Origin of the sequence: Pontibacter mangrovi, assembly GCF_006385705.1 — a bacterium.
Taxonomy (GTDB): domain Bacteria; phylum Bacteroidota; class Bacteroidia; order Cytophagales; family Hymenobacteraceae; genus Pontibacter; species Pontibacter mangrovi.
Map to the genome: position 1 here is coordinate 238970 of NZ_VFRQ01000003.1, position 24288 is coordinate 263257.

Here is a 24288-nt window from a genome sequence, read left to right on the forward strand (position 1 = left end):
CTTACTAATTAAAGAGCGACTGTTTTACCGCCTGCTTTTTCAATGGATGATGATGCAGTGCCAGAGAAAGCATGGGCATGAACCTCAACAGCTTTATTTACCTCTCCTCTGCCCAAGATCTTAACTTTATCGTTCTTCTGAACCAGACCATGCGCTTTGAAAAAATCAAAGTTCATAACAGCCTCGTTAGTTGATTCAGCTAGAGCCTGAATAACATCTAAGTTGATAGCTTTATACTCAACACGGTTGATATTTTTAAAGCCATACTTAGGTACACGTCTTTGAAGTGGCATCTGACCACCTTCAAAGCCAGCCTTCTGCGAATAACCAGATCGAGATTTGGCACCTTTATGTCCGCGAGTAGAAGTACCACCTCTACCTGAACCTGTACCTCTACCTATGCGCTTTCTGGTTTTTACAGCACCCTCTGCAGGTTTTAAAGATTGTAAGTACATGATTATTGTTCTTTTACTTCTACCAAATTGTGGACTTTCTTTACCATACCAGCAATCTGAGGAGTATACTCAACAGACACTGATTTGCTTATCTTCCCAAGGCCAAGCGCTTTAATCGTAAGCTTTTGGTTCTTTGGTCTATCGATAATGCTCTTAACTTGAGTGATAGTTACTTTCGCCATTTCAATTATCCGTTGAATACTTTCTGCAAATTAACACCTCGTTGCTGTGCAACTGCCAGAGGATCACGCATTTTAGAAAGCGCATCGAAAGTAGCCTTCACCACGTTGTGTGGGTTAGAAGAACCTTTCGATTTACATAATACGTCTTTAATACCAGCACTCTCCAGTACAGCACGCATAGCGCCGCCTGCAATAACACCAGTACCTGGGGCGGCAGGCTTTACAAGAACAAATCCTCCTGAGTATTTACCTTCGATTGCATGGGGAACGGTATTATGATATACAGGAACCTTTACAAGGTTTTTCTTTGCATCATCAATACCTTTTGCAATAGCATCAGTTACTTCGTTAGCCTTACCAAGGCCGTAACCAACTACGCCATTGCCATCACCAACTACCACGATGGCAGCGAAGCTAAATCTTCTACCACCCTTTACAACCTTGGCTACACGGTTAATGGCTACTACTCTCTCCTTTAGTTCGATTTCGCTCGCCTTTACGCTACGTATATTATTCTTCAACATATTTTTTAGAATTTAAGGCCAGCTTCACGAGCGCCTTCTGCCAATGATTTTACTTTACCGTGATAAAGGTAGCCGTTACGATCGAATACAACCTGTGAGATACCTTTCGCAAGCGCCAGCTCAGCTATTGCAGTACCTACCTTTCCAGCTGTTTCTACATTAGCTTTTGCATCATCAAGCTTTACTGAAGAGGCTGCTGCTAGTGTCACACCAGTAGTATCATCAACTAATTGCGCATAGATGGCTTTGTTGCTTCTGTACACCGTAAGTCTTGGCCTCTCAGAGGTGCCAGAAATTTTATTCCTGATACCTTTCTTTATTCTTAGTCTTCTGCTTATTTTATTAGTAGACATGATGACGATTATTTAGATGCTGTCTTACCAGCTTTTCTTCTAATAACTTCCCCTACAAAACGGATACCTTTACCTTTGTAAGGCTCTACTTTACGCAGTGATCTGATTTTAGCAGCAACTTGACCAATAAGCTGCTTATCATTGCTTTCCAGCGTAACAATAGGGTTCTTACCTTTTTCAGTAACAGCAGTTGCTGCCACTTCTTCAGGAAGGCTTAGATAAATGTTATGAGAGTAACCAAGCGACAGCTCCAGAACTTTACCCTGAACTGATGCCTTGTAACCAACACCTACTAATTCAAGCTGCTCCTTGTATCCTTGGCTTACACCTACCACCATATTGTTGATAAGTGAACGATAAAGGCCATGCATAGCCTTATGGCGCTTCTGCTCTGTTGGACGCTCTACAACAATAGAGTTCTCCTCCTGCTTCACAACCATATCCTTGTCTACAGAAGTAGTAAGTTCGCCTTTAGGACCTTTAACAGTGATTAGGTTATTATCACCTATGGTAACTTGTGTATTGTTAGGCAGGGCGATTGGCAATTTTCCTATACGTGACATTGTCTATCCTCCTATTAATATACATAACATAACACCTCGCCACCAACATTCAGTGACTTAGCCTCTTTCTCTGTCATCACGCCTTTAGATGTAGACAAAATAGCTACTCCAAGTCCGTTCAAAACCCTTGGCAGGTTTTCACTGCCAGTGTATTTACGCAGCCCTGGCTTGCTCACCCTCTCCAGTTTCACAATAGCAGATTGCTTAGTGTTCGGGTTATACTTCAGAGCTATTTTTATAGATCCTTGCACAGAGGTATCATCAAATTTATAACTTTGAATATACCCTTTGTCGTACAATACTTTAGTGATCTCTCTTTTTATTTTGCTAGATGGTATTTCAACTATTCTGTGGTTCGCCTTGATGGCGTTACGCACTCTAGTTAAATAATCTGCTATTGGATCTGTGTTCATTATGAATGAATGTAATAATGAATGCTTTATCTAAGCGAGGGGCAAAGATACTAATATCTTTTTAAGAATCTTAATCAGACTCTTAAAAAATTACCAGCTCGCTTTTGTAACACCAGGAATTTTACCCATTACCGCCAGCTCTCTGAAAACAACGCGAGAAATACCGAATTTTCTCATATATCCTCGTGGTCTTCCGGAAAGTTTGCAACGGTTATGCAGCCTTACTGGTGATGCGTTACGTGGCAGTTTATCAAGTGCCTCATAATCACCTTTGGCTTTTAGCTCGGCTCTTTTTGCAGCATACTTTGCTACAAGTTTTTCTCTTTTAAGCTCTCTAGCTTTTACTGATTCTCTTGCCATGGTTATTTCTTGATATTAGCGAAAGGCATACCGAATGCTTTTAGAAGCTCGTAGCTCTCTTCGTCAGTTTTAGCTGTAGTTACAAAGGTGATATCCATACCTGAAATAGCTTTGATTTTATCAATGCTGATTTCTGGAAAGATGATCTGCTCCTTTACGCCCAGCGTATAGTTACCGCGGCCATCGAAACCTTTGTCGTTAACGCCTCTGAAGTCACGAACACGTGGAAGAGCTATAGTCAAAAGACGGTCTAAGAATTCATACATTCTTTCGCCTCTTAAGGTAACGCGTGCGCCAATTGGCATACCTTCACGAAGCTTGAAGTTTGAAACAGACTTCTTTGCGATAGTAGGAACAGCTTTCTGACCTGTGATAGTCGTAAGCTCGTCCACTCCAACATCTACCAACTTCTTGTCGGCCACGGCTGCGCCGATACCTTTGTTGATGGAGATCTTCGTGATCTTTGGCACCTGCATGATGTTCTTATACTGGAACTTCTCTTTCAAGGCAGGCACTACCTCATTCTGATATTTTTCTTTTAATCTTGTAGTTGCCATCTTAGATTACCTCTCCTGTCTTTTTAGAATAACGCTCTGTTTTACCTTCGCTGTTCTTTCTTCTGGCAGTCTTTGTTGTTTCACCACTTTTAGGATCAACTAACGCAACATTGCTAGCGTGAATAGGAGCTTCTACTTTGCTAATTCCCCCTTGAGGGTTTTGAGCACTTGGCTTCTGGTGCTTCGTCACCATGTTTAAGCCCTCGATAGTAACTCTTTGCTTTTCTGCATTTACAGCGATAATGCGGCCTGTCTTGCCGCGCTCGTCACCGGCTATTACTTTAACTGTATCGCCAGTCTTAACATGAAGTTTTTTCTTATTCATTTTAATCTGAATTTATAGTTATAGAACTTCAGGTGCTAACGAAACAATTTTCATGAATTGCTTTTCACGAAGTTCACGTGCTACCGGTCCGAAAATACGTGTACCACGTGGCTCGTTGTTTGCGTTCAGAAGAACGGCGGCATTATCGTCGAAGCGAATGTATGACCCGTCTTTTCTTCTTACCTCTTTCTTTGTTCTTACAATAACTGCTTTAGAAACAGTTCCTTTCTTAACGTTTCCAGAAGAAAGGGCAGACTTAACAGTTACAACGATTCTGTCGCCTACTGAAGCATACTTTTTACCAGTACCGCCCAGCACACGAATGCAAAGAACTTCTTTAGCACCGCTGTTGTCAGCCACACTTAGTCTTGATTCCTGCTGTATCATCTTATTTAGCCCTTTCTATAATTTCTACTAAACGCCATTTCTTGTTCTTGCTTAGCGGACGCGTTTCCTGAATGCGAACTACATCACCGATGTTGCAGTCATTGTTCTCGTCGTGCGCCATGAACTTGGTAGATTTGCTAACGAACTTACCATACATGGGGTGCTTCATGCGGCTTTCCACCAGTACAGTAATTGATTTGTCCATCTTATTGCTAACAACCTTACCGCTTCTTTCTTTTCTTAGGTTTCTCTCCATGATCTTAATCAATATTAAGAGTTAGCTGTTATTTCACGACGACGAACTTCTGTCTTTAAACGGGCGATAAGTCGCTTCGTCTCGCGGATTTTCATTGGGTTCTCCAGGGGAGATATAGCATGAGCAAAACGCATGTTCTGCAAATTAGCTGTCTCAGCGCTGAGCTTGTCCTGCAGTTCTTCGGCAGACAAAGCTGTTATCTCTGAATTTTTCATTTTATTTCTCAACGTAATCTCTACGTACAACAAACTTTGTTTTAACTGGCAGTTTCTGTGCCGCAAGCCTCAAAGACTCTTTGGCTACTTCCAGAGGAACACCATCAGACTCGAACATGATGGTACCTGGCTTCACAACAGCTACCCAATATTCAGGAGAACCTTTACCCTTACCCATTCGAACCTCTGCAGGCTTCTTCGTAATAGGTTTGTCAGGGAAGATACGGATCCATACTTGACCCTCGCGTTTCATTGCTCTTGTCATGGCGATACGGGCTGCCTCGATCTGGCGCGACGTAATCCAAGTAGACTCAAGAGACTTTATAGCGAAAGAACCAAACGCAATAGTGCTGCCTCTGTGAGCCAACCCCTTTACGCGGCCTTTCTGCATTTTTCTATATTTAGTCCTTCTAGGCTGTAACATTTTCTAAAACTTATAATGTTAACACTTAATTATTGACGACGCTTACGCTTAGGGGCACCTTCACCACCTTTTTTGTTGCGTCCACCGCCGCGTCTGTCGCCAGAGGCTGAACCAGGTCCTTTTCCGCTCTCAAGGCCAGCGTTTGGAGTAAGGTCTTTCTTACCATAAACCTCGCCTTTGAAGATCCATACTTTAATACCTAGTTTACCGTACACAGTTTGTGCCTCAGATAAAGCATAATCAATATCTGCACGAAGCGTGTGAAGAGGAGTTCTTCCTTCTTTGTAGTGCTCTGTTCTAGCCATTTCAGCGCCGCCCAAACGACCTGAAACTTGCACCTTGATACCTTCAGCACCAACACGCAACGCAGAAGCGATAGCCTGCTTCATAGCACGACGGAAAGAGATACGTGCCTGCAGCTGCTGAGCGATTGACTCACCAACCAGTTTGGCATCAAGCTCAGGACGCTTAATCTCAAAGATGTTGATTTGAATATCTTTGTTCGTAAGCTTCTTAAGCTCTTCCTTGATCTTATCTACTTCCTGGCCACCTTTACCGATCACAACACCTGGTCTGGCTGTGTTGATGGTGATGGTAATGCGCTTAAGTGTTCTTTCAATAATAATTTTAGAAATACCGCCTTTAGGAATACGAGCGAGTATATACTTTCTAATTTTCTCGTCTTCGATCAGCTTCTCAGCGAAATCTTTGCCGCCATACCAGTTAGAATCCCAACCTTTGATAACACCTAGTCGAAAACCTATCGGATTAACTTTCTGTCCCATAATTCTTACTTGTTGGCTTTTTTAGATTTCTTTGACTGCTGCTCTAGCTGCTCCTCGGTCATGCTGTCGATTACCAGTGTCACGTGGTTTGATCTTTTTCTTATTCTGTAACCACGGCCCTGAGGTGCAGGACGAAGACGCTTCAGCATTTTGCCTTCATCAACAAATATTGTTTTGATGTATAAGTTGGCTTCTTCTATGCGCGCATCTTCGTTTTGCTGCTGCCAGTTTGCCAATGCAGATAACACAAGCTTTTCAACTTTGGCTGCACCAACATTGGCTTCAAACTTCAGAATACCAAGAGCCTTCGCTACGCTTTTGCCGCGTACTAAGTCAGCTACCATTCTCATCTTGCGAGGTGAGGTAGGGACATTTCTAAGTTTTGCTACTGCTTCCATTATTAACGCTTGCCTTTATCTTTCTTAGCAATATGACCTCTAAAGTTTCTCGTCGGAGCAAACTCACCAAGTTTATGGCCTACCATGTTTTCAGTAACATAAACCGGGATGAACTTATTACCATTGTGCACTGCAAATGTGTGTCCTACAAAATCCGGAGAAATCATAGATCTACGAGACCAAGTCTTGATAACAGACTTCTTTCCAGCCTCGTTCATTACAGTTACTTTCTTCTCGAGCCTAAAGTCAATATAAGGCCCTTTTTTTAATGATCTAGCCATTTACTATTTCTTCTTACCTCTATTAACTATTAGCTTCTCAGAATATTTATTCTTGTTTCTCGTCTTAAGACCTTTAGAGTACAGGCCTTTGCGTGAACGTGGGTGACCGCCTGAAGACTTACCTTCACCACCACCCATAGGGTGATCTACTGGGTTCATGGCAACACCACGTACGCGTGGGCGTCTTCCTAACCATCTCTTACGTCCTGCCTTACCGAGATTCACATTCATGTGTTCGGCGTTAGAAACAGTACCTACTGTTGCGGAACAGTTTACCAGCACCATTCTAAGCTCCCCAGACGGAAGTTTGATCGTAGCATAACGTCCTTCACGAGCAACCAACTGAGCATATGAGCCTGCGCTTCTTGCTAGCGTAGCACCAGCACCTGGCTGAAGCTCGATGTTGTGAATAATAGTACCTAGAGGAATATCAGAAAGAGGCAGGCAGTTTCCTACTTCTGGCGCAATGCCGGGACCTGAGTTTACCACAGTTCCTACTTGTAGGCCTGCAGGAGCGATAATATACGCTTTCTCTCCGTCTGCATAGTGAAGCAGCGCAATGCGGGCTGTTCTATTCGGATCGTACTCAATTGTCTTCACGGTAGCAGGAACGCCGTGCTTGCTACGCTTGAAGTCAATGATTCTGTACTTCTGCTTATGACCACCGCCCATATAGCGCATGGTCATTCTTCCTGAATTGTTACGTCCACCAGATTTTGAGAGGGGTGCCAACAAAGATTTCTCAGGAGTAGACGACGTGATCTCGTCAAACGCTGGGGCTACTCTAAATCTTTGACCTGGTGTTATTGGTCTTAACTTTTTTAAAGCCATTTTAACTTAATTATATGCCGCTGTAAAAGTCTATTACTTCACCCTCTTTCAGGGTAACGATTGCTTTTTTGATCAGAGAGGTACGGCCAGTTACAGCTCCAGACTTTGTATACTTAGTCTTTTTCTTACCGATAGAACGCATCGTTGATACTTTGTCAACAGTAACGCCATACATCTTCTCAACTGCCTTCTTGATTTCTACTTTATTGGCATTTCTCTCTACCTCAAAAGCATACTTACCAACCTCGTTCAAGGCAGCGTATTTCTCAGTAATAATTGGTCTTTTCAGAACGTTCATTATTTCGCGCTAAAGAGGTTTTCTAATTCATTTACTGATTGCTCAACAAGCAGAAGCTTTTCAGTGTTAAGCAGGTCATAAGTATTCACATCCTTCACGGTTGATACTTTTACCTTAGGCAGGTTCCTTCCTGAAAGAACAATGTTCTTATCCACTGCAGGAAGGACAACCAGGGTTTTACCTGTTGACTTCAGGTTGTTCAGAATGCCTCTGAACTCCTTCGCTTTTGGCGCCTCCATAGAGAATGACTCAACCAAAGCCACACGGTTATCACGCGCCAACAGAGACAGGGCAGATAAACGGGCAACACGCTTTAGCTTCTTGTTCAGCTTAAAGCTATAATTGCGTGGCTTAGGACCAAATACGCGGCCTCCACCTACAAACACAGGAGACTTCAAGCTACCCGCACGAGCTCCGCCTGTGCCTTTTTGCTTTTTAATCTTCTTAGTAGAGCCAGCAACCTCGTTACGCTCCTTAGACTTATGCGTACCCTGTCTTTGGTTAGCCAGGTACTGCTTCACGTCAAGATACATGGCATGCTCATTTGGCTCTAGACCAAAAATAGCATCAGAAAGAGTCACCTTTCTGCCTGTATCTTCACCTTTAATATTTAATACAGAGAGCTCCATTTTATTTCTCAATTAACACGTAAGAATTTCTGGCACCAGGAACAGAGCCACTAACTACAATTAGGTTTTTCTCAGCAATAACACGCAGCACAGTTAGGTTCTGAACCTTTACTCTGTTACCGCCCATTCTGCCTGCCATGCGCATACCCTTAAATACTCTTGATGGCCAAGAACATGCACCTATTGAACCTGGGTGTCTTGCTCTGTTGTGCTGACCGTGCGTTTGGCCACCTACACCAGCAAAGTTGTGGCGCTTTACAACACCCTGAAAACCTTTACCTTTTGACGTGCCAACCACATCTACATATTCGCCTTCTTCAAACAGTGTTGTATCTACTACATCACCTAGATTGAAGGAAACTCCTTCAACATCAAATTCAGCTACTTTTTTCTTTGGAGCGGTGTTTGCTTTCTGATAGTGCCCAGCTTCCGCTTTCGTTACTCTCTTTAGCTTTTTGTCGCCATAGCCAATCTGCACTGCAGCGTAGCCGTCATTCTCAACCGTCTTCACCTGAGTAACTACACACGGACCCGCTTGTATAAGCGTCACTGGTGTGTATTTACCATCTGCTGTGAAGAGGCTTGTCATTCCGATTTTTTTACCGATAATTCCAGGCATTCAACTTTTATTTAGAGATGGATACAATAATTCATTGTCCCCTATTTTCGCTAAGGGAGTGCAAAGTTAATAAATATTTAGCTTTCTTTTCAAGCTTTCTCTAAAATATTTATTCTCAAGCATGTATAAAAAAAGAGGAGAACTTATGCTCTCCTCTTTCCATTTTTCTTCAAGATGCTATCAAACTTTGATTTCAACATCCACGCCGCTTGGCAGCTCAAGCTTCATCAGCGCATCTACAGTTTTAGAGCTTGTAGAGTAAATATCTACCAGTCTCTTGTAAGTGCAAAGCTGAAACTGCTCGCGCGATTTCTTGTTCACGTGCGGTGAACGTAGCACTGTAAATTTATCTTTCTCTGTTGGAAGAGGAATTGGGCCGCTTACTATGGCACCTGTAGCTTTTACTGCTTTCACAATCTTCTCTGATGATTTATCTACCAGATTGTGATCGTAAGATTTAAGCTTTATTCTGATTTTCTGATTCATCTTATACTACTATTTTGCTGCTGTTCCCTTTATTTTGGCAATGATAGCGTCTGCTAAGTTCTGCGGTACTTGCTCATAGTGTGAGAAAGTAAGCGACGCAGTAGCTCTACCAGAAGTAATGGTACGAAGGTCTGTTACGTAACCGAACAGTTCTGAAAGTGGAACGTCAGCCTTAACAACTGTGGCAGTACCTTTCGTGTCCATGCCTTTCATAATACCTCTTCTTCTGTTCAAGTCACCTGTTACCGGACCAGTGTATTCATCCGGGGTAACAACGTCAACAGCCATGATCGGCTCCAGAAGTTTAGGGGCACATTGCTTACCAGCCTCTTTGAAGCCCTGACGTGCAGCAAGTTCGAATGAAAGAGAATCAGAGTCCACATCATGGAAAGAACCGTGGAACAGACGCACCTTCATAGAGTCTATAGGGAAGCCTGCCAGGATACCGTTTTTCATTGCCTCTTCGAAGCCCTTCTGAACAGCTGGGATGAATTCTTTAGGAATCACACCACCTACGATGCCGTTCACGAACTCAAGACCTTGCTTACCGTCTTCACGTGGTCCCATTTCGAACACAATGTCGGCAAACTTACCACGACCACCAGACTGCTTCTTGAATACCTCACGGTGCTCAATGCTCTTCGTGATTGTTTCTTTGTATGCAACTTGTGGTGCACCCTGGTTCAATTCAACCTTAAACTCACGCTTCATACGGTCGATGATGATCTCCAGGTGAAGCTCACCCATACCGCGAAGAATGGTTTGGCCAGTTTCTTCGTCCGTGTTTACCTGCAGGGTTGGATCCTCTTCAATAAGTTTGGCAATTGCCATACCCATCTTGTCAGAGTCAGCCTGTGATTTCGGCTCAATTGCGTATCCGATTACCGGCTCAGGGAACTCCATAGACTCAAGTACGATTTTCGCACTCTGGTCGCAAAGTGTGTCACCAGTCTTGATATCCTTAAAGCCTACTACCGCACCGATGTCACCAGCACCCAGTCTCTCGATCTGGTTTTGCTTGTTTGCGTGCATCTGGAAGATACGAGAGATACGCTCTTTGTTACCTGAACGTGTATTGAACACATAAGAACCTGACTCTAGTACACCAGAGTATGCACGAACGAAGCATAGACGGCCTACATATGGGTCAGTTGCAATTTTGAACGCAAGACCTGCGAATGGCTCATCGTAGCTTGGCTTACGAGTAACCTCAGCGCCTGTATCCGGGTTTGTTCCTTTGATGTTATCTCTGTCCAGCGGAGAAGGAATCAGTGCCATTACATAATCCAGCATTGTCTGTACGCCTTTGTTCTTGAAAGAAGAACCGCAAAGCATAGGAACAATAGCAAGGTCAATGGTTGCTGCACGAAGAGCGGCAAGAATCTCATCTTCTGTAATAGAGTTCGGGTCTTCGAAGTATTTCTCCATCAAAGTCTCGTCATACTCTGCTACAGCCTCCAGCAGTTTCTCTCTGTACTCTTCTGCTTCCTCTACCATGTCATCTGGAATTGGAACTTCAGTAAAGGTCATACCTTTATCATCTTCGTTCCAGATAATGCCACGGTTGTTTACCAGGTCAACAACTCCTCTGAAGTTATCCTCAGAACCGATTGGCAACTGAAGAGCTACAGCGTTGCTACCCAGCATTTCCTTCACCTGCTTACAAACAGCAAGGAAGTCAGCACCAGAACGGTCCATTTTATTCACGAAACCGATACGTGCTACTTTATAGTTATCAGCTAGGCGCCAGTTTGTCTCTGACTGTGGCTCTACACCGTCTACAGCTGAGAACAAGAACACCAAGCCATCCAGTACTCGCAGCGAGCGATTTACCTCAACGGTAAAGTCCACGTGACCTGGAGTATCGATTACGTTTATATGGTAGTTATTGCCTCTGTATGGCCAGCTTACTGTAGTCGCAGCAGAAGTAATGGTAATACCTCTTTCCTGCTCCTGCTCCATCCAGTCCATGGTAGCTGCGCCATCGTGTACCTCACCAATTTTATGGCTTACGCCAGTATAGTAAAGTATACGCTCTGTGGTAGTTGTCTTACCAGCGTCGATGTGTGCGGCAATACCAATGTTTCTTGTGTATTTTAAGTCGCGAGTATTCATATTTTAGAATCTAAAGTGAGAGAATGCTTTGTTCGCTTCGGCCATTCTGTGCGTGTCGTCTTTTTTCTTAACGGCAGCACCTTCACCCTTAGCAGCTGCAATAATTTCACCTGCTAATCTGTCTTTCATTGTCTTCTCACCTCTCTTGCGAGCGTATGATATCATCCATTTGATACCAAGAGATACTCTGCGGTCCGGACGAACCTCAGTCGGCACTTGGAAAGTAGCACCCCCTACCCTGCGGCTCTTTACCTCTACGCTTGGCATGATGTTATTCAATGCCTTTTTCCAGGTCTCGAGGCCGTTTTCTTTAGTTCTTTGCTCTACTAGTTCTACAGCATCATAGAAGATTCCGTAGGCAACGCTTTTCTTACCGTCTACCATCAGGTAGTTCACGAAGCGAGTTACCAGGGTCTCTTTGAATTTTGGGTCAGGAAGGAGAATTCTACTTTTCGGCTTTGCTTTTCTCATTGTATTATTACTCTAGGGATTATTTCTTTTTACCTTTTCCTGCCGCAGCTGCTGGCTGGCCTGGCTTTGGTCTCTTGGCACCATACTTAGAGCGAGACTGAAGACGTCCGTTAACACCGGCAGTATCCAACGCACCACGTACGATGTGGTAACGTACACCCGGAAGGTCTTTTACTCTACCTCCTCTGATCAGCACAATAGAGTGCTCCTGAAGGTTGTGACCTTCGCCTGGGATGTAGGCATTCACCTCTTTACCGTTTGTCAATCTTACCCTAGCCACTTTACGCATGGCTGAGTTAGGCTTCTTAGGCGTAGTAGTATATACTCTAGTACATACTCCACGGCGCTGTGGGCATGAATCTAAGGCAGGAGACTTTGACTTGAACGTCAACTTTTCTCTGCCTTTTCTTACTAATTGCTGTATAGTAGGCATTTACTAGCTGTTAATTATAGATTTTTCCACTTAAAAATTTGGTCTGCAAAGGTATAAAAATCACTTTGCAAATTCAAAATTTTAAAACATTAATTCTCTGCACCTTAGGCTTCTCCAACTGTCCCTCCAAAGTTCATCGGGAAGGATGGAGTCTCCTGTGTCTGCTTTATTTCACCAAAACTAGCCTCATACTTTTGTATGTTATCAGCCAGAGCCGCCAATAATCTTTTGGCGTGCTCTGGTGTAATAACTACTCTTGATTTGACTTTGGCTTTCGGCAGGCCTGGCATTAATCTTATAAAATCGATCACAAATTCGCCGCTGGAATGAGCTATCATGGCAAGGTTTGCATACTCGCCTTCTGCCACCTCTTCCGACAGTTCAATGTTTATCTGATTCTGCTTTTGCAGATCTTCTGCCATGGCTTACTATTTACTTTGTAACTCCTGCTGTTTCGCTTTGGTCGTAGCTTTTTTCGACTCTACCAACGCGTCGTATTCTTCCTGGCTTCCCACGATTAGGTTCTGATATTCTCTCAGTCCTGTACCGGCCGGGATCAGGTGTCCTACAATTACGTTCTCCTTCAGGCCAAGCAGTTCATCGGCCTTGCCCTTAATGGCTGCTTCGCTCAGTACTTTCGTTGTTTCCTGGAACGAGGCTGCAGAGATAAAGCTTTGCGTGCCCAACGATGCCTGCGTAATGCCTTGCAGCGTAGGACGAGACACTGCTGGTTGTGCATCTCGCACCGTCACCAGTTTCAGGTCTCTGCGCTTCAGGCTAGAGTTCTCGTCGCGCAGACGGCGAGGAGTCACAATCATACCTGGCTTCAGGTTGGCAGAGTCTCCCGCCTCCTCAACAACTTTCATGTCGATGATATGGTCGTTCTCTTCCATGAAGGTAACCTTATCAACCGTTTGGTTCTCCAGGAAGCTCGTATCACCGGCATCCACTACCACCACTTTTTGCATCATTTGGCGCACGACCACCTCAATGTGCTTATCGTTGATCTTCACACCCTGCAGACGGTATACTTCCTGAATCTCATTCACCAGATACTCTTGTACTGCACCCGGGCCTTGAATATTCAGAATGTCTGTAGGTGTGATGGCACCATCTGACAACGGCATACCTGCACGGATAAAGTCATTGTCCTGCACCAGGATGTGCTTCGAAAGTGGCACCATGTACTTCTTCTTCACCCCATCCTTAGACTCGATGAAGATTTCACGGTTACCACGCTTCACGCTGCCATATGTAACAACGCCATCAATTTCAGACACTACTGCCGGGTTAGACGGGTTTCGCGCCTCAAACAGCTCCGTAACGCGTGGCAGACCACCTGTAATGTCTCGTGTTTTACCGATAGCACGCGGGATCTTCGCCAAAATCTGGCCAGCTTTGATCTTCTCGCCATTCTCCACTGTCAGGTGTGCACCCACTGGAATGTTGTAGCCTTTAGACTCACCATTCTTCGGATTCACAACAATGGCAGGGTTCTGCGTCTTATCCTTTGTATCGATGATTACTTTTTCACGGTAACCTGTCTGCTCATCAGATTCCTCACGGTACGTTATGCCTTCAATGATCGACTCATAAGAGATTTCACCATCGAACTCTGAAAGTATAACCGCGTTATATGGATCCCAATTACACAGCACAGCGCCTTTCTCTACGACCTGTCCTTCATTTACATGTAGGAATGAACCGTAAGGAACGTGGTTGCTTATCAGCAGCTTGCCTGTATTTGGATCAACCACCTTCACTTCTCCGGAACGGCCCATTACTACTTTTACAGGCTCGCCTTCGTTGTTAACGGTATCCAGTGATCTTACATCCTCAAACTCGATCTTACCGCCGAACTTCGCCATAATGGTCGCTTCTACCGCAATGTTAGAGGCAGTACCACCCACGTGGAACGTACGGAGTGTCAGCTGTGTACCCGGCTCACCAATAGACTGCGCAGCAATCACACCAACGGCCTCACCTTTCTGCACCATAAAGCCAGTGGCCAGGTTACGTCCGTAGCATTTGGCACAGATACCACGCTTAGACTCACAAGTCAACACGGAGCGGATCTCTACCGATTCAATTGCCGTGTTTTCAATGGCACGGGCAATGTCCTCTGTAATTTCGGCGCCAGACTCAATGATCAATTCATTAGAGATTGGGTCGTATACATCATGTACAGCCACTCGTCCAAGGATACGCTCAGAGAGCGATTCCACGATATCTTCGTTGTCTTTCAAGGCGCTTACCTCTAGGCCACGCAAAGTACCGCAGTCCTCCTCGTTCACGATCACGTCCTGAGACACGTCAACCAGACGGCGGGTTAGGTAACCAGCGTCGGCAGTTTTAAGAGCCGTATCCGCCAGACCTTTACGTGCACCGTGAGTAGAGATAAAGTACTCGATTACATCCAGTCCTTCCTTAAAGTTAGAAAGGATCGGGTTCTCGATGATCTCGCCTACAGAGCCTTGCAGTGATTTCTGAGGCTTCGCCATCAGACCACGCATACCTCCCAACTGACGGATCTGCTCTCTCGAACCACGTGCACCGGAGTGCATCATCATGAAGATCGAGTTGAAGCCCTGGTTCTCGTTCTCCAGGCGGCGCATCAACGTTTCCGTAATTTGGTTGTTGATACGCGTCCAGATATCAATTACCTGGTTGTAACGCTCGTTGTCAGTAATCAGACCCATAGAGTAGTTCTGCCAAACAGCGTCTACATCTTTTTTGGCCTGCTCTACCAGTATCTCTTTTTCCGCCGGAATGTTGATATCACCCAGACCCATGGACAAACCACCTTTATAGGCTGACTGGAATCCTAGAGTTTTAATATCGTCCAGGAACTGCGCTGTACGCGCCATACCTGTTTCTTTAAACACGCGGGAGATAATCTGCTGCAGTTTCTTCTTCGTCAGCAGCTCATCAATATAGCCCACCTCTTCTGGCACGAACTGATTGAAGATTACACGACCGGCAACTGTCTCTATTAACTTAGTCTCTAGCTCGCCGTTCTCGTTTTTAATCCTTGTTCTTACCTTAATGTAGGCGTGCTTGGATATTCTTGCTTCGTTGATGGCGATGATCACTTCCTCGGCAGAGTAGAAGCTCATACCTTCACCAGCGATTTTCTCCTCTTCTGTGCTGCGCTTTCCTTTTGATACATAGTATAAACCTAGTACCATGTCCTGAGAAGGTACCGCAATTGGAGCACCGTTCGCAGGGTTCAGGATGTTGTGCGAGGCCAGCATCAGCATAGAGGCTTCCAGTACGGCAGCAGGTCCTAGTGGAACGTGCACCGCCATCTGGTCACCGTCAAAGTCAGCGTTAAAGGCCGTACACACCAGTGGGTGCAGCTGGATCGCCTTTCCTTCGATCAGCTTTGGCTGGAACGCCTGAATACCTAATCTGTGGAGCGTAGGGGCACGGTTTAGGAGCACCGGGTGGCCTTTCAGCACGTTCTCCAGGATATCCCAAACTACAGGGTCCTTACGGTCTACTATTTTCTTGGCAGACTTCACCGTCTTTACGATGCCTCTTTCGATCAGCTTGCGGATGATGAACGGCTTGAAGAGCTCAGCCGCCATGTTCTTAGGCAGACCGCACTCGTGCAGCTTCAGCTCAGGACCAACCACAATTACCGAACGGCCAGAGTAGTCAACACGCTTACCAAGCAAGTTCTGACGGAAACGTCCCTGCTTACCTTTCAGCATATCAGAAAGCGACTTCAGCGCACGGTTACCTTCTGCACGAACAGCGTTCACTTTACGTGAGTTGTCGAACAGCGAGTCTACCGCTTCCTGCAGCATTCGCTTCTCGTTACGAAGGATTACCTCCGGAGCTTTGATCTCGATCAGGCGCTTCAGACGGTTGTTACGGATAATAACGCGTCTGTACAGATCGTTTAGGTCAGATGTAGCGAAACGGCCACCATCCAACGGAACAAGCGGACGAAGCTCTGGCGGGATAACAGGCACCATGCGGATGATCATCCACTCCGGTCTGTTTTCTATACGCGTAGTCGCATCACGGAAGGCCTCCACCACGCGCAAACGCTTCAACGCTTCGGCTTTACGCTGCTGCGATGTTTCGTGTGCGGCTGCATGGCGCAGCTCGTAAGAAAGGTCGTCCAGCTGAATGCGCTCCAGCAGCATTTGCAGGGCCTCGGCACCCATTTTCGCGATGAACTTGTTTGGATCATTGTTATCCAACATTTGGTTCTCGCGCGGCAGTTTATCCACCATGTCCAGGTACTCATCTTCTGTCAGGAAGTCCAGCGTGTTCACGCCGTCTTCCGCAAGTATACCTGGCTGGATAACTACATATCTTTCATAGTAGATGATCTGGTCAAGCTTTTTAGTAGGTAGGCCTAACAGATAACCTATTTTGTTTGGAAGAGACTTGAAGTACCAGATATGCGCTACAGGAACCACCAGTTCGATGTGGCCCATACGCTCGCGGCGCACTTTTTTCTCGGTCACCTCTACACCGCAACGGTCGCAGATGATGCCTTTGTATCTGATTCTTTTATACTTTCCGCAGTGGCATTCCCAGTCCTTTACGGGTCCGAATATTCTTTCGCAGAACAGACCACCCATTTCAGGCTTATAGGTTCTATAGTTTATGGTCTCAGGCTTTACTACCTCTCCGTTGGAACGCTCCAGGATTGACTCCGGCGAAGCCAAGCTGATCGTAACTTTAGAGAAGTCCTGAGTTAGCTTTTTGTTTTTCGCAAATGCCATATTATTAGAATAATGTCGAATACAATATAAATGCCTTACAGCCTAACCAGTATAAGTATGCAAAGCGCTTTGGCTATTAGCCGCAGCGCCTTGCTTTATACTTTCTACTCCAGCGTTATTTCCAGAGCCAAGCCCCTTAACTCGTGAATCAGTACGTTGAATGATTCCGGTATATTCGGCTTCGGCAGCACGTCGCCTTTCACAATAGACTCGTAAGCTTTCGCGCGGCCTATCACGTCGTCTGATTTTACTGTAAGTATCTCTTGCAGCACGTTGGAAGCACCGAAGGCCTCCAATGCCCACACCTCCATCTCACCGAAACGCTGTCCACCGAATTGGGCTTTACCACCCAGCGGCTGCTGTGTAATCAGAGAGTATGGCCCGATGGAACGGGCGTGCATCTTATCGTCTACCAAGTGGCCCAGTTTCAGCATGTAAATCACGCCCACTGTAACTGGCTGGTCGAATCTATCTCCGGATAAACCGTCAAACAGGTAAGTTCGGCCGAAGCTCGGAAGCCCTGCCTCTCTTAACTCAGCCTGCACCTGCTCTTCTGAGGCTCCGTCGAAGATTGGGGTTGCATACCTGCGTCCCAGCTTCAAGCCTGCCCATCCAAGCACTGTCTCATAAATCTGACCGATGTTCATTCGAGAAGGTACACCCAGCGGGTTCAGCACGATGTCCATTGGCGTTCCATCTTCCAGGAACGGCATGTCCTCCTCGCGAACGATTCTGGCTACCACACCTTTGTTACCGTGTCGGCCGGCCATCTTGTCACCCACCTTCAGCTTGCGCTTCTTGGCAATGTATACTTTGGCAAGCTGCACGATACCTGCTGGCAGTTCGTCACCCACCTCCAGCGTGAAACGCTCACGCTTGAAGTGCGCGGATACGATGTTGCGGCGCTTGTTATAGTTCTTTACAAGCTCTACCAACATGCTATTCGCCTGCTCATCCGTTGTCCAGTTTTCCAGGATCAGGTCCTTGAACATATTCACCTCTTCCGGAACGGCATAGTTGCTCTCGTCCTTGTAAGGGTTTTTCTCAGGGAACAGTGCCTCAATGATATTCTTGCGAGAGAACTTCGATCCTTTTGTCAGGATCTCATCTCCGAACTTATGGCGGATCCCCTGTGAAGTTTTGCCCTCCAGCAGCTCTACAAGCTTATCTACCATCACGTTCTTGATGGAGTTCAGCTCCTTCGAGTACTTCACCTTCAGCTCTTCAACCTCTTTCTTAGACTTAGCCCGCAGGTTCTTGTCTTTCTTAGGTCTTGAGAAAAGCTTGGTGTCAATTACCACACCGTTCAGTGATGGCGGCGCCTTAAGCGATGCATCCTTCACATCGCCGGCCTTATCTCCAAAGATGGCACGAAGTAGTTTCTCCTCCGGTGTTGGGTCGGTCTCGCCTTTTGGTGTGATCTTACCGATTAGTATATCACCCTCGCGAACCTCAGCACCGATTCTGATGATGCCGTTCTCGTCCAAGTTGCGAACAGCTTCCTCGCTTACGTTCGGAATCTCTGACGTCAGTTCTTCTTCTCCACGCTTCGTCTCACGCACTTCCAGTTCAAACTCCTCTATGTGGAGTGAAGTGAAGATATCGTCGCGAACAACTTTCTCCGAGATCACAATCGCATCCTCGAAGTTATACCCTTGCCAAGGCATGAACGCTACTTGCATGTTACGTCCAATCGCCAGTTCACCGTCGTTGGTGGCATAGCCTTCGCAAAGCGGCTGGCCTTTTGTCACGCGCTCACCCTTCTTCACAATTGGCGTCAGGTTGATGCACGTATCCTGGTTCGTTCTTCTAAACTTCACCAGTTTATAGGTCACGTACTCAGCATCGAAAGAAACAAGCTTTTCTGCATCGCTCAGGTCATACTTCACGACAATCTTATTGGCATCCACGAAGTCAATCACACCGTCGCCTTCAGCAATTACAAGTGCTCTTGAGTCAATGGCTGCTCTTCCTTCCAGACCTGTACCTACAATCGGAGCCTCTGGCTTCAGAAGTGGCACTGCCTGGCGCTGCATGTTCGATCCCATCAGGGCACGGTTGGCGTCATCATGCTCCAGGAACGGAATCAGAGAGGCCGCTACCGATACAATCTGGTTTGGCGCAACGTCCATGTAAGTATAAGTCGTTGGCGCCTCAACCGGGAAGTCACCTTCAAATCGGCCTTTTACGGTTGGGTTCACAAAGTTACCCCCCTCATCAATCACGGCATTCGCCTGTGCGATGTGGTGCGTATCTTCTTCTTCAGCAGTCAGGTATTCCACTGAGCCGTCTACAACTACCTTACCTTCTATTACTTTTCTGTATGGTGTCTCGATAAAGCCCATGTGATTCACACGTGCGTGCACACACAGGGAAGAGATCAGACCGATGTTCGGGCCTTCCGGTGTCTCGATTGTACACAGACGGCCGTAGTGCGTATAGTGCACGTCACGAACCTCAAAACCGGCACGCTCTCTGGAAAGACCTCCTGGTCCAAGGGCTGAAACACGGCGCTTGTGCGTCACCTCGGCCAGTGGGTTGGTTTGGTCCATGAACTGAGAAAGCTGGTTGGTTCCGAAGAACGAGTTGATTACTGAAGAAAGCGTACGCGCGTTAATCAGGTCAACTGGTTTAAAGTCTTCGTTGTCGCGCACGTTCATACGCTCTTTGATGGTACGGGCCATACGTGCCAGACCAACACCGAACTGTGCATACAGCTGCTCACCTACCGTTCTTACACGGCGGTTGCTCAAGTGGTCAATATCATCCACTACAGCCTTAGAGTTGATCAGGCCGATCAGGTACTTCACGATCAGCACGATGTCCTCGTTTGTCAGCACCTTTGCGTCCCAGTTGGTATCCAGGCCAAGCTTCTTGTTGATTCTGTAACGGCCTACCTCGCCCAGGTCGTAACGCTTATCTGAGAAGAACAGCTTCTGGATGATATCACGGGCTGTCTCTTCGTCAGGCGCTTCTGTGTTACGAAGCTGACGGTAGATCTGCTCCACGGCCTCTTTCTCTGAGTTAGAGTTATCTTTCTGAAGCGTGTTGTAGATAATAGCGTAGTCGGCGATGTTCACATTCTCACGGTGCAGGATAATGGACTGCACACCAGAGTCAAGTATAACATCGATATCTTCAGGGGTGATTTCAGAGTCACGCTCTAAAAGCACTTCGTTACGGTCAATAGAAACTACTTCACCAGTATCTTCATCCACAAAGTCCTCTGTCCATGTTCTCAGCACACGGGCAGCCAGTCTGCGTCCGATAGAGTTTTTCAGTGTATTCTTATCCGCAGGCACTTCTTCCGATAAGCCGAACAGGTCCAGAATATCTTTATCAGTACCGTAGCCAATAGCGCGGAGCAGGGTAGTTACCGGGAATTTCTTCTTACGGTCGATGTAGGCATACATTACGTTATTCACGTCTGTTGCGAACTCCACCCAAGATCCTTTAAAAGGTATAATTCTGGCAGAATAAAGCTTTGTACCGTTTGTGTGCTTGCTCTGCGCAAAGAACACACCCGGAGAACGGTGCAACTGAGATACAATCACGCGCTCAGCTCCATTGATCACAAAAGAGCCTTTTTCGGTCATGTATGGAATGTTGCCTAAGAACACCTCCTGCTCAATTGTCTCAAAATCTTCGTTATCCTCATCGTTACAGATCAGGCGAAGTTTTGCTTTAAGCGGAACAGAATAGGTAAGGCCCCTGTCGATGCTTTCATCCACAGAGTATTTTGGAGGATCTATATGGTAGTCGATAAACTCCAGTACGAAGTTTTCGCGTGAATCTGAAATAGGAAAGTTCTCGGCAAACACCTTGAACAAACCTTCCTGCGCTCTATTTTCCGCTGGTGTTTCCAGTTGGAAGAAGTCCTGGAAAGACTGCACCTGAACATCTAAGAAGTCAGGATAGTCAATTACAGGCTTTATAGAGGCAAAATTGATTCTATCTGTCGTTTTATTCTTAGCCAAAGCCTTGGAATTTTACGTTTATAATCATTTAATAGCACACAGAGTCCAAAACAGCTGCGGGCAAAAAAAAGATCCAAATAACTTGAATCCGTATACAAACAGGAAAAGACCTGACGAATATGCCAGGTCTACCTGTTCTCAGTATGTTGATAAAGCGGGATTATTTAACCTCCACTTCAGCACCAGCTTCTTCCAGAGATTTCTTCAGTGATTCAGCCTCGTCTTTAGCAACACCTTCTTTCAGAGCTTTAGGAGCGCTATCTACTACTTCTTTCGCCTCTTTCAGGCCAAGACCAGTAAGCTCTTTTACAAGCTTCACCACTGCTAGTTTCTGAGCACCAGCTGATTTAAGGATTACGTCAAAAGAAGTTTTTTCTTCTGCAGCAGCTCCTCCTTCAGCAGCACCACCACCAGCAACCATCACTGGAGCAGCGGCAGCAGGCTCGATGCCATACTCATCCTTAAGGATTGTAGCTAGTTCGTTAACTTCTTTAACAGTTAAGTTTACTAACTGCTCAGCGAATGCTTTCAAATCTGCCATTTTTATAGAAATTAATTGTTACTTATTGATTACGTTTTTAAATTATTCTTTTTCTGATAAAGTTTTCAAGATACCCGCTAGCTTACCGCCGCTGCTCTGAAGTGCAGAAACCACATTCTTAGCAGGAGACTGCAGAAGACCGATGATCTCGCCAATAAGCTCGTCTTTAGACTTAATCTCAGATAGCGTCTTAAGCTGCTCTTCGCCAATGAAAATACCACTGTCGATAAAAGCACCTTTTAAAAGAGGGAGCGTATTGCCTTTCTTTCTGAAGTCCTGAATCAGTTTCGCTGGTGCATTGCCTGACTCTTTCGAGAACAGGATACCGGAAGCGCCCTTTAAAACATCATCAAGCGCAGAAGTATCAGCTTCTAAAGTATCTAGCGCTTTCTTAATAAGTGTATTCTTGTACACTTTGTATTCGATACCACGATCGAATGCCATTCTTCTGAACGCGTTGATGCCGGCTACACTCATTGTGGAGGCATCAGTAATATAGAAGTAGTTCGTATTAGCTAACTTCTCGCTCAGGTCTTTTACAATTATCTCTTTTTCTTCCCTGGTCATTTTCTTAGATAGTTGCGTTCTTGTCAACGATTACGGCCGGGCTCATTGTGCTAGACAATGTAATGCTCTTGATGTAAGTACCTTTAGCTGAAGAAGGCTTCAAACGGTTAAGCGTCTGGATTACCTCATTCGCGTTGGCAGCGATCTGCTCTGCAGAGAAGGAAACTTTACCTACACTTGTATGGATGATACCAAATTTATCAACTTTGAAGTCGATTTTACCGGCTTTCACCTCTTTAACTGCTTTAGCAACATCCTGCGTTACTGTACCCGACTTAGGGTTTGGCATCAGGTTTCGTGGACCTAATATTCTACCCAAGCGACCAACTTTGGCCATAACAGCAGGCATAGTGATAATCACGTCCACATCTGTCCAGCCTTTTTCGATCTTCTGGATATAGTCATCAAGACCTACGTAGTCAGCACCAGCTTCTTTTGCTTCCTGCTCTTTGTCAGGAGTAACCAAAGCAAGTACCTTTACTTCTTTACCAGTTCCGTGAGGCAGTGTCACGATACCACGCACCATCTGATCAGCCTTGCGTGGATCTACGCCCAAACGTACATCAATATCAACAGAGGCATCAAACTTTGTAAAAGTGATATCTTTTACAACCGAGGCAGCATCTGTTAAAGAATATTCTTTTGCTAGATCGGCTTTGGCTAAAGCCGCTTTTCTATTTTTTGAGATCTTCGCCATTTCCTTCAAATGTTATTCGTTCCACGGAGCTGTACCAGACACTGTAATTCCCATGCTTCTTGCTGTACCTGCCACCATTTTCATGGCTGACTCCAGTTTGAAAGCATTCAGGTCAGGCATCTTCGTTTCAGCGATCTCCTTTACTTGATCCCATGTTACAGAACCTACCTTGTTACGGTTTGGCTCCTTCGAGCCACCTTTAATTTTGGCAGCGTCCATCAGCAACACTGGAGCAGGCGGAGTCTTAACAACGAAGTCAAATGACTTGTCTGCATAAATAGTAATCAAAACTGGTAACACCTGGCCAGCCTTATCCTGAGTTCTAGCATTGAACTGCTTACAGAACTCCATGATATTAAGACCCTTAGAACCAAGTGCAGGTCCAACCGGTGGCGATGGATTCGCGGCACCTCCCTTTATCTGAAGTTTCAGATAACCTTTTATTTCCTTTGCCATTATATGTATTTACTACGATTCTTTTTCTACTTGCATGTAGTTCAGCTCAACCGGGGTGTTACGACCAAAGATCTTCACCATAACGTTAAGCTTCTTACGCTCTTCAAACACCTCTTCTACTGTACCAGAGAAGCCGCTGAAAGGACCATCCATCACTTTCACAATCTCCCCTACCACAAATGGTGTATCCAGCACTTCTGCCTGCTCTTCCGCCTCATCAACTGTACCCAAAATCCTGTTTACTTCTGACTGGCGCAGTGGAACTGGCTTTTTGCTTGGAGAGCCCTTTTCATCTGTCCCCAGGAAACCAATAACTCCCGGAGTACTTATGATAATATGCTCTGCCTCACCATGCGATAAATCAGCGTTTACCAGCACATAGCCCGGAAAAAAGCTACGCTCTCTGATTCTCTTCTTACCGCCGCGCATCTCATAGACTTTCTCAGCCGGGATCAAAACCTGCGGAACGTACTCCGTAAGGTTATGACGCATAATCTCATTCTCCAGATAAGCTTTGGCTTTTTTCTCTTGCCCACTAACGGCACGCACTACATACCACTTTAAATCAGTCATGTATCTCTAATTTAAAACTGGTTGTAAAACCATGTCAGCACTGTATCGAACCCGAAGTCCATAGCACCAACTACCAAAGCAAAAATCAAAGACCCAATCAGTACCAACACAGAGCTATTCTGCAGTTCTGCATACGCCGGCCAGGAGACTTTATTTTTCATCTCCTCAACAGTATCGTTTATGTAGGTCCTCATGTTGCTCATTGCTTCGCTTACCAGATATTGAAAAAATTTGCACGGGTGGAGAGACTCGAACTCCCAGCCAATGGTTTTGGAGACCACTACTCTACCAATTGAGCTACACCCGTAAAAAAATGCACGCCAATTATTAATTGGAGTGCAAATTTATTCATAAGTTTTATGAAAACAAACC

General features: G+C 45.6%; 33 protein-coding genes and 1 tRNA gene. All 34 read right to left on the minus strand.

Annotated elements, in window-relative coordinates; all coding sequences use genetic code 11:
• Positions 1 to 8: 8 nt before the first annotated feature.
• The 34 genes from rplO to FJM65_RS07370 all read right to left on the minus strand — a co-directional run bounded on the left by rplO (position 9) and on the right by FJM65_RS07370 (position 24223).
• Positions 9 to 455: a 50S ribosomal protein L15 gene (gene rplO, locus FJM65_RS07205; RefSeq protein ID WP_140620836.1), complete on the minus strand. Its 447-nt coding sequence runs from the start codon at positions 453 to 455 to the stop codon at positions 9 to 11.
• Between the two features lie 2 nt (positions 456 to 457).
• Complete coding sequence (gene rpmD / locus FJM65_RS07210; protein WP_046310187.1) at positions 458 to 637, minus strand: 50S ribosomal protein L30; 180 nt, start codon at positions 635 to 637, stop codon at positions 458 to 460.
• A gap of 5 nt (positions 638 to 642) precedes the next feature.
• The gene (gene rpsE / locus FJM65_RS07215) at positions 643 to 1161 is read right to left on the minus strand and encodes a 30S ribosomal protein S5 (protein ID WP_046310186.1); all 519 of its coding nucleotides are present in this window, start codon (positions 1159 to 1161) and stop codon (positions 643 to 645) included.
• A gap of 5 nt (positions 1162 to 1166) precedes the next feature.
• Positions 1167 to 1514 (minus strand): 50S ribosomal protein L18, encoded by a 348-nt coding sequence (rplR, locus tag FJM65_RS07220; RefSeq protein WP_140620837.1) that lies wholly within the window; start codon positions 1512 to 1514, stop codon positions 1167 to 1169.
• Positions 1515 to 1522: 8 nt separating this feature from the next.
• Positions 1523 to 2077 (minus strand): 50S ribosomal protein L6, encoded by a 555-nt coding sequence (gene rplF, locus FJM65_RS07225; protein WP_140620838.1) that lies wholly within the window; start codon positions 2075 to 2077, stop codon positions 1523 to 1525.
• A 14-nt stretch (positions 2078 to 2091) separates the two neighbouring features.
• Positions 2092 to 2490 (minus strand): 30S ribosomal protein S8, encoded by a 399-nt coding sequence (gene rpsH, locus FJM65_RS07230; protein ID WP_140620839.1) that lies wholly within the window; start codon positions 2488 to 2490, stop codon positions 2092 to 2094.
• Between the two features lie 90 nt (positions 2491 to 2580).
• Positions 2581 to 2850 (minus strand): 30S ribosomal protein S14, encoded by a 270-nt coding sequence (rpsN, locus tag FJM65_RS07235; protein WP_140620840.1) that lies wholly within the window; start codon positions 2848 to 2850, stop codon positions 2581 to 2583.
• 2 nt (positions 2851 to 2852) lie between these two features.
• Positions 2853 to 3407, minus strand: coding sequence for a 50S ribosomal protein L5 (gene rplE, locus FJM65_RS07240; protein ID WP_140620841.1), 555 nt, complete (start codon positions 3405 to 3407; stop codon positions 2853 to 2855).
• Position 3408: 1 nt separating this feature from the next.
• Positions 3409 to 3732: a 50S ribosomal protein L24 gene (gene rplX, locus FJM65_RS07245; RefSeq protein WP_140620842.1), complete on the minus strand. Its 324-nt coding sequence runs from the start codon at positions 3730 to 3732 to the stop codon at positions 3409 to 3411.
• 18 nt (positions 3733 to 3750) lie between these two features.
• On the minus strand, positions 3751 to 4119 hold the full coding sequence (rplN, locus tag FJM65_RS07250; protein WP_025609061.1) for a 50S ribosomal protein L14: 369 nt from the start codon (positions 4117 to 4119) through the stop codon (positions 3751 to 3753).
• Between the two features lies 1 nt (position 4120).
• Positions 4121 to 4375: a 30S ribosomal protein S17 gene (gene rpsQ / locus FJM65_RS07255; protein ID WP_140620843.1), complete on the minus strand. Its 255-nt coding sequence runs from the start codon at positions 4373 to 4375 to the stop codon at positions 4121 to 4123.
• Between the two features lie 14 nt (positions 4376 to 4389).
• The gene (gene rpmC / locus FJM65_RS07260; RefSeq protein WP_140620844.1) at positions 4390 to 4590 is read right to left on the minus strand and encodes a 50S ribosomal protein L29; all 201 of its coding nucleotides are present in this window, start codon (positions 4588 to 4590) and stop codon (positions 4390 to 4392) included.
• A gap of 1 nt (position 4591) precedes the next feature.
• Positions 4592 to 5014 (minus strand): 50S ribosomal protein L16, encoded by a 423-nt coding sequence (rplP, locus tag FJM65_RS07265; RefSeq protein ID WP_119432720.1) that lies wholly within the window; start codon positions 5012 to 5014, stop codon positions 4592 to 4594.
• A 29-nt stretch (positions 5015 to 5043) separates the two neighbouring features.
• Entirely contained in the window at positions 5044 to 5799 is a 756-nt protein-coding gene (gene rpsC / locus FJM65_RS07270) for a 30S ribosomal protein S3 (RefSeq protein WP_140620845.1), read from the minus strand.
• Positions 5800 to 5804: 5 nt separating this feature from the next.
• A complete protein-coding gene (gene rplV, locus FJM65_RS07275; protein ID WP_140620846.1) occupies positions 5805 to 6197 on the minus strand; it encodes a 50S ribosomal protein L22 in 393 nt (130 codons plus the stop codon).
• 2 nt (positions 6198 to 6199) lie between these two features.
• Positions 6200 to 6478 (minus strand): 30S ribosomal protein S19, encoded by a 279-nt coding sequence (gene rpsS / locus FJM65_RS07280; RefSeq protein ID WP_025609055.1) that lies wholly within the window; start codon positions 6476 to 6478, stop codon positions 6200 to 6202.
• A gap of 3 nt (positions 6479 to 6481) precedes the next feature.
• On the minus strand, positions 6482 to 7309 hold the full coding sequence (rplB, locus tag FJM65_RS07285) for a 50S ribosomal protein L2 (RefSeq protein ID WP_140620847.1): 828 nt from the start codon (positions 7307 to 7309) through the stop codon (positions 6482 to 6484).
• A 10-nt stretch (positions 7310 to 7319) separates the two neighbouring features.
• Positions 7320 to 7607 (minus strand): 50S ribosomal protein L23, encoded by a 288-nt coding sequence (rplW, locus tag FJM65_RS07290; protein WP_140620848.1) that lies wholly within the window; start codon positions 7605 to 7607, stop codon positions 7320 to 7322.
• Positions 7607 to 8236 (minus strand): 50S ribosomal protein L4, encoded by a 630-nt coding sequence (gene rplD / locus FJM65_RS07295; protein WP_140620849.1) that lies wholly within the window; start codon positions 8234 to 8236, stop codon positions 7607 to 7609. The genes rplW and rplD overlap by 1 nt, the downstream gene beginning before the upstream one ends.
• Before the next feature lies 1 nt (position 8237).
• A complete protein-coding gene (gene rplC / locus FJM65_RS07300) occupies positions 8238 to 8855 on the minus strand; it encodes a 50S ribosomal protein L3 (protein ID WP_140620850.1) in 618 nt (205 codons plus the stop codon).
• Between the two features lie 180 nt (positions 8856 to 9035).
• Positions 9036 to 9341: a 30S ribosomal protein S10 gene (rpsJ, locus tag FJM65_RS07305; RefSeq protein WP_007654312.1), complete on the minus strand. Its 306-nt coding sequence runs from the start codon at positions 9339 to 9341 to the stop codon at positions 9036 to 9038.
• Positions 9342 to 9350: 9 nt separating this feature from the next.
• Positions 9351 to 11456: an elongation factor G gene (fusA, locus tag FJM65_RS07310; protein ID WP_140620851.1), complete on the minus strand. Its 2106-nt coding sequence runs from the start codon at positions 11454 to 11456 to the stop codon at positions 9351 to 9353.
• Between the two features lie 3 nt (positions 11457 to 11459).
• Positions 11460 to 11927 (minus strand): 30S ribosomal protein S7, encoded by a 468-nt coding sequence (gene rpsG / locus FJM65_RS07315; RefSeq protein WP_140620852.1) that lies wholly within the window; start codon positions 11925 to 11927, stop codon positions 11460 to 11462.
• Between the two features lie 19 nt (positions 11928 to 11946).
• Positions 11947 to 12360, minus strand: a complete 414-nt coding sequence (gene rpsL, locus FJM65_RS07320) for a 30S ribosomal protein S12 (protein WP_025609048.1) — start codon at positions 12358 to 12360, stop codon at positions 11947 to 11949.
• 104 nt (positions 12361 to 12464) lie between these two features.
• Complete coding sequence (locus FJM65_RS07325) at positions 12465 to 12782, minus strand: DUF3467 domain-containing protein (RefSeq protein ID WP_140620853.1); 318 nt, start codon at positions 12780 to 12782, stop codon at positions 12465 to 12467.
• Between the two features lie 6 nt (positions 12783 to 12788).
• Positions 12789 to 17105, minus strand: a complete 4317-nt coding sequence (gene rpoC, locus FJM65_RS07330; protein ID WP_140620854.1) for a DNA-directed RNA polymerase subunit beta' — start codon at positions 17103 to 17105, stop codon at positions 12789 to 12791.
• Between the two features lie 104 nt (positions 17106 to 17209).
• On the minus strand, positions 17210 to 21082 hold the full coding sequence (gene rpoB / locus FJM65_RS07335) for a DNA-directed RNA polymerase subunit beta (RefSeq protein WP_140620855.1): 3873 nt from the start codon (positions 21080 to 21082) through the stop codon (positions 17210 to 17212).
• Between the two features lie 160 nt (positions 21083 to 21242).
• Positions 21243 to 21623, minus strand: coding sequence for a 50S ribosomal protein L7/L12 (gene rplL, locus FJM65_RS07340; RefSeq protein WP_046310164.1), 381 nt, complete (start codon positions 21621 to 21623; stop codon positions 21243 to 21245).
• 42 nt (positions 21624 to 21665) lie between these two features.
• Positions 21666 to 22190: a 50S ribosomal protein L10 gene (gene rplJ / locus FJM65_RS07345; RefSeq protein WP_140620856.1), complete on the minus strand. Its 525-nt coding sequence runs from the start codon at positions 22188 to 22190 to the stop codon at positions 21666 to 21668.
• Positions 22191 to 22194: 4 nt separating this feature from the next.
• Complete coding sequence (rplA, locus tag FJM65_RS07350; protein WP_140620857.1) at positions 22195 to 22887, minus strand: 50S ribosomal protein L1; 693 nt, start codon at positions 22885 to 22887, stop codon at positions 22195 to 22197.
• Between the two features lie 12 nt (positions 22888 to 22899).
• Positions 22900 to 23343 carry a 50S ribosomal protein L11 gene (gene rplK, locus FJM65_RS07355; RefSeq protein WP_140620858.1) on the minus strand — a complete coding sequence of 148 codons (444 nt, stop codon included), beginning with the start codon at positions 23341 to 23343 and terminating at the stop codon, positions 22900 to 22902.
• 12 nt (positions 23344 to 23355) lie between these two features.
• Positions 23356 to 23916: a transcription termination/antitermination protein NusG gene (gene nusG / locus FJM65_RS07360; RefSeq protein WP_140620859.1), complete on the minus strand. Its 561-nt coding sequence runs from the start codon at positions 23914 to 23916 to the stop codon at positions 23356 to 23358.
• A gap of 11 nt (positions 23917 to 23927) precedes the next feature.
• On the minus strand, positions 23928 to 24110 hold the full coding sequence (gene secE / locus FJM65_RS07365; protein ID WP_394348133.1) for a preprotein translocase subunit SecE: 183 nt from the start codon (positions 24108 to 24110) through the stop codon (positions 23928 to 23930).
• Positions 24111 to 24150: 40 nt separating this feature from the next.
• Positions 24151 to 24223: transfer RNA gene (locus FJM65_RS07370), tRNA-Trp, on the minus strand.
• Positions 24224 to 24288: the final 65 nt, after the last annotated feature.

What these genes read in the sequence shown, in the direction of transcription:
- rplK (WP_140620858.1), bottom strand. Translation starts at nt 23,343, where the DNA reads ATGGCAAAGGAAATAAAAGGTTATCTGAAACTTCAGATAAAGGGAGGT.
- rplD (WP_140620849.1), bottom strand. Translation starts at nt 8,236, where the DNA reads ATGGAGCTCTCTGTATTAAATATTAAAGGTGAAGATACAGGCAGAAAG.
- rplN (WP_025609061.1), bottom strand. Translation starts at nt 4,119, where the DNA reads ATGATACAGCAGGAATCAAGACTAAGTGTGGCTGACAACAGCGGTGCT.
- rplA (WP_140620857.1), bottom strand. Translation starts at nt 22,887, where the DNA reads ATGGCGAAGATCTCAAAAAATAGAAAAGCGGCTTTAGCCAAAGCCGAT.
- rplO (WP_140620836.1), bottom strand. Translation starts at nt 455, where the DNA reads ATGTACTTACAATCTTTAAAACCTGCAGAGGGTGCTGTAAAAACCAGA.
- rplR (WP_140620837.1), bottom strand. Translation starts at nt 1,514, where the DNA reads ATGTCTACTAATAAAATAAGCAGAAGACTAAGAATAAAGAAAGGTATC.
- rpmC (WP_140620844.1), bottom strand. Translation starts at nt 4,590, where the DNA reads ATGAAAAATTCAGAGATAACAGCTTTGTCTGCCGAAGAACTGCAGGAC.
- rpsC (WP_140620845.1), bottom strand. Translation starts at nt 5,799, where the DNA reads ATGGGACAGAAAGTTAATCCGATAGGTTTTCGACTAGGTGTTATCAAA.
- rplB (WP_140620847.1), bottom strand. Translation starts at nt 7,309, where the DNA reads ATGGCTTTAAAAAAGTTAAGACCAATAACACCAGGTCAAAGATTTAGA.
- rpsJ (WP_007654312.1), bottom strand. Translation starts at nt 9,341, where the DNA reads ATGAATCAGAAAATCAGAATAAAGCTTAAATCTTACGATCACAATCTG.
- secE (WP_394348133.1), bottom strand. Translation starts at nt 24,110, where the DNA reads ATGAGGACCTACATAAACGATACTGTTGAGGAGATGAAAAATAAAGTC.
- rpsS (WP_025609055.1), bottom strand. Translation starts at nt 6,478, where the DNA reads ATGGCTAGATCATTAAAAAAAGGGCCTTATATTGACTTTAGGCTCGAG.
- rpsQ (WP_140620843.1), bottom strand. Translation starts at nt 4,375, where the DNA reads ATGGAGAGAAACCTAAGAAAAGAAAGAAGCGGTAAGGTTGTTAGCAAT.
- nusG (WP_140620859.1), bottom strand. Translation starts at nt 23,916, where the DNA reads ATGACTGATTTAAAGTGGTATGTAGTGCGTGCCGTTAGTGGGCAAGAG.
- rplL (WP_046310164.1), bottom strand. Translation starts at nt 21,623, where the DNA reads ATGGCAGATTTGAAAGCATTCGCTGAGCAGTTAGTAAACTTAACTGTT.
- rplF (WP_140620838.1), bottom strand. Translation starts at nt 2,077, where the DNA reads ATGTCACGTATAGGAAAATTGCCAATCGCCCTGCCTAACAATACACAA.
- rplE (WP_140620841.1), bottom strand. Translation starts at nt 3,407, where the DNA reads ATGGCAACTACAAGATTAAAAGAAAAATATCAGAATGAGGTAGTGCCT.
- rpsG (WP_140620852.1), bottom strand. Translation starts at nt 11,927, where the DNA reads ATGAGAAAAGCAAAGCCGAAAAGTAGAATTCTCCTTCCTGACCCAAAA.
- rplX (WP_140620842.1), bottom strand. Translation starts at nt 3,732, where the DNA reads ATGAATAAGAAAAAACTTCATGTTAAGACTGGCGATACAGTTAAAGTA.
- fusA (WP_140620851.1), bottom strand. Translation starts at nt 11,456, where the DNA reads ATGAATACTCGCGACTTAAAATACACAAGAAACATTGGTATTGCCGCA.
- rplW (WP_140620848.1), bottom strand. Translation starts at nt 7,607, where the DNA reads ATGAACGTTCTGAAAAGACCAATTATTACTGAGAAATACGCTGCCTTG.
- rplP (WP_119432720.1), bottom strand. Translation starts at nt 5,014, where the DNA reads ATGTTACAGCCTAGAAGGACTAAATATAGAAAAATGCAGAAAGGCCGC.
- rpsL (WP_025609048.1), bottom strand. Translation starts at nt 12,360, where the DNA reads ATGCCTACTATACAGCAATTAGTAAGAAAAGGCAGAGAAAAGTTGACG.
- rpsE (WP_046310186.1), bottom strand. Translation starts at nt 1,161, where the DNA reads ATGTTGAAGAATAATATACGTAGCGTAAAGGCGAGCGAAATCGAACTA.
- rplJ (WP_140620856.1), bottom strand. Translation starts at nt 22,190, where the DNA reads ATGACCAGGGAAGAAAAAGAGATAATTGTAAAAGACCTGAGCGAGAAG.
- rpoC (WP_140620854.1), bottom strand. Translation starts at nt 17,105, where the DNA reads ATGGCATTTGCGAAAAACAAAAAGCTAACTCAGGACTTCTCTAAAGTT.
- rplC (WP_140620850.1), bottom strand. Translation starts at nt 8,855, where the DNA reads ATGCCTGGAATTATCGGTAAAAAAATCGGAATGACAAGCCTCTTCACA.
- rpmD (WP_046310187.1), bottom strand. Translation starts at nt 637, where the DNA reads ATGGCGAAAGTAACTATCACTCAAGTTAAGAGCATTATCGATAGACCA.
- rpsN (WP_140620840.1), bottom strand. Translation starts at nt 2,850, where the DNA reads ATGGCAAGAGAATCAGTAAAAGCTAGAGAGCTTAAAAGAGAAAAACTT.
- FJM65_RS07325 (WP_140620853.1), bottom strand. Translation starts at nt 12,782, where the DNA reads ATGGCAGAAGATCTGCAAAAGCAGAATCAGATAAACATTGAACTGTCG.
- rplV (WP_140620846.1), bottom strand. Translation starts at nt 6,197, where the DNA reads ATGGAAGCAGTAGCAAAACTTAGAAATGTCCCTACCTCACCTCGCAAG.
- rpsH (WP_140620839.1), bottom strand. Translation starts at nt 2,490, where the DNA reads ATGAACACAGATCCAATAGCAGATTATTTAACTAGAGTGCGTAACGCC.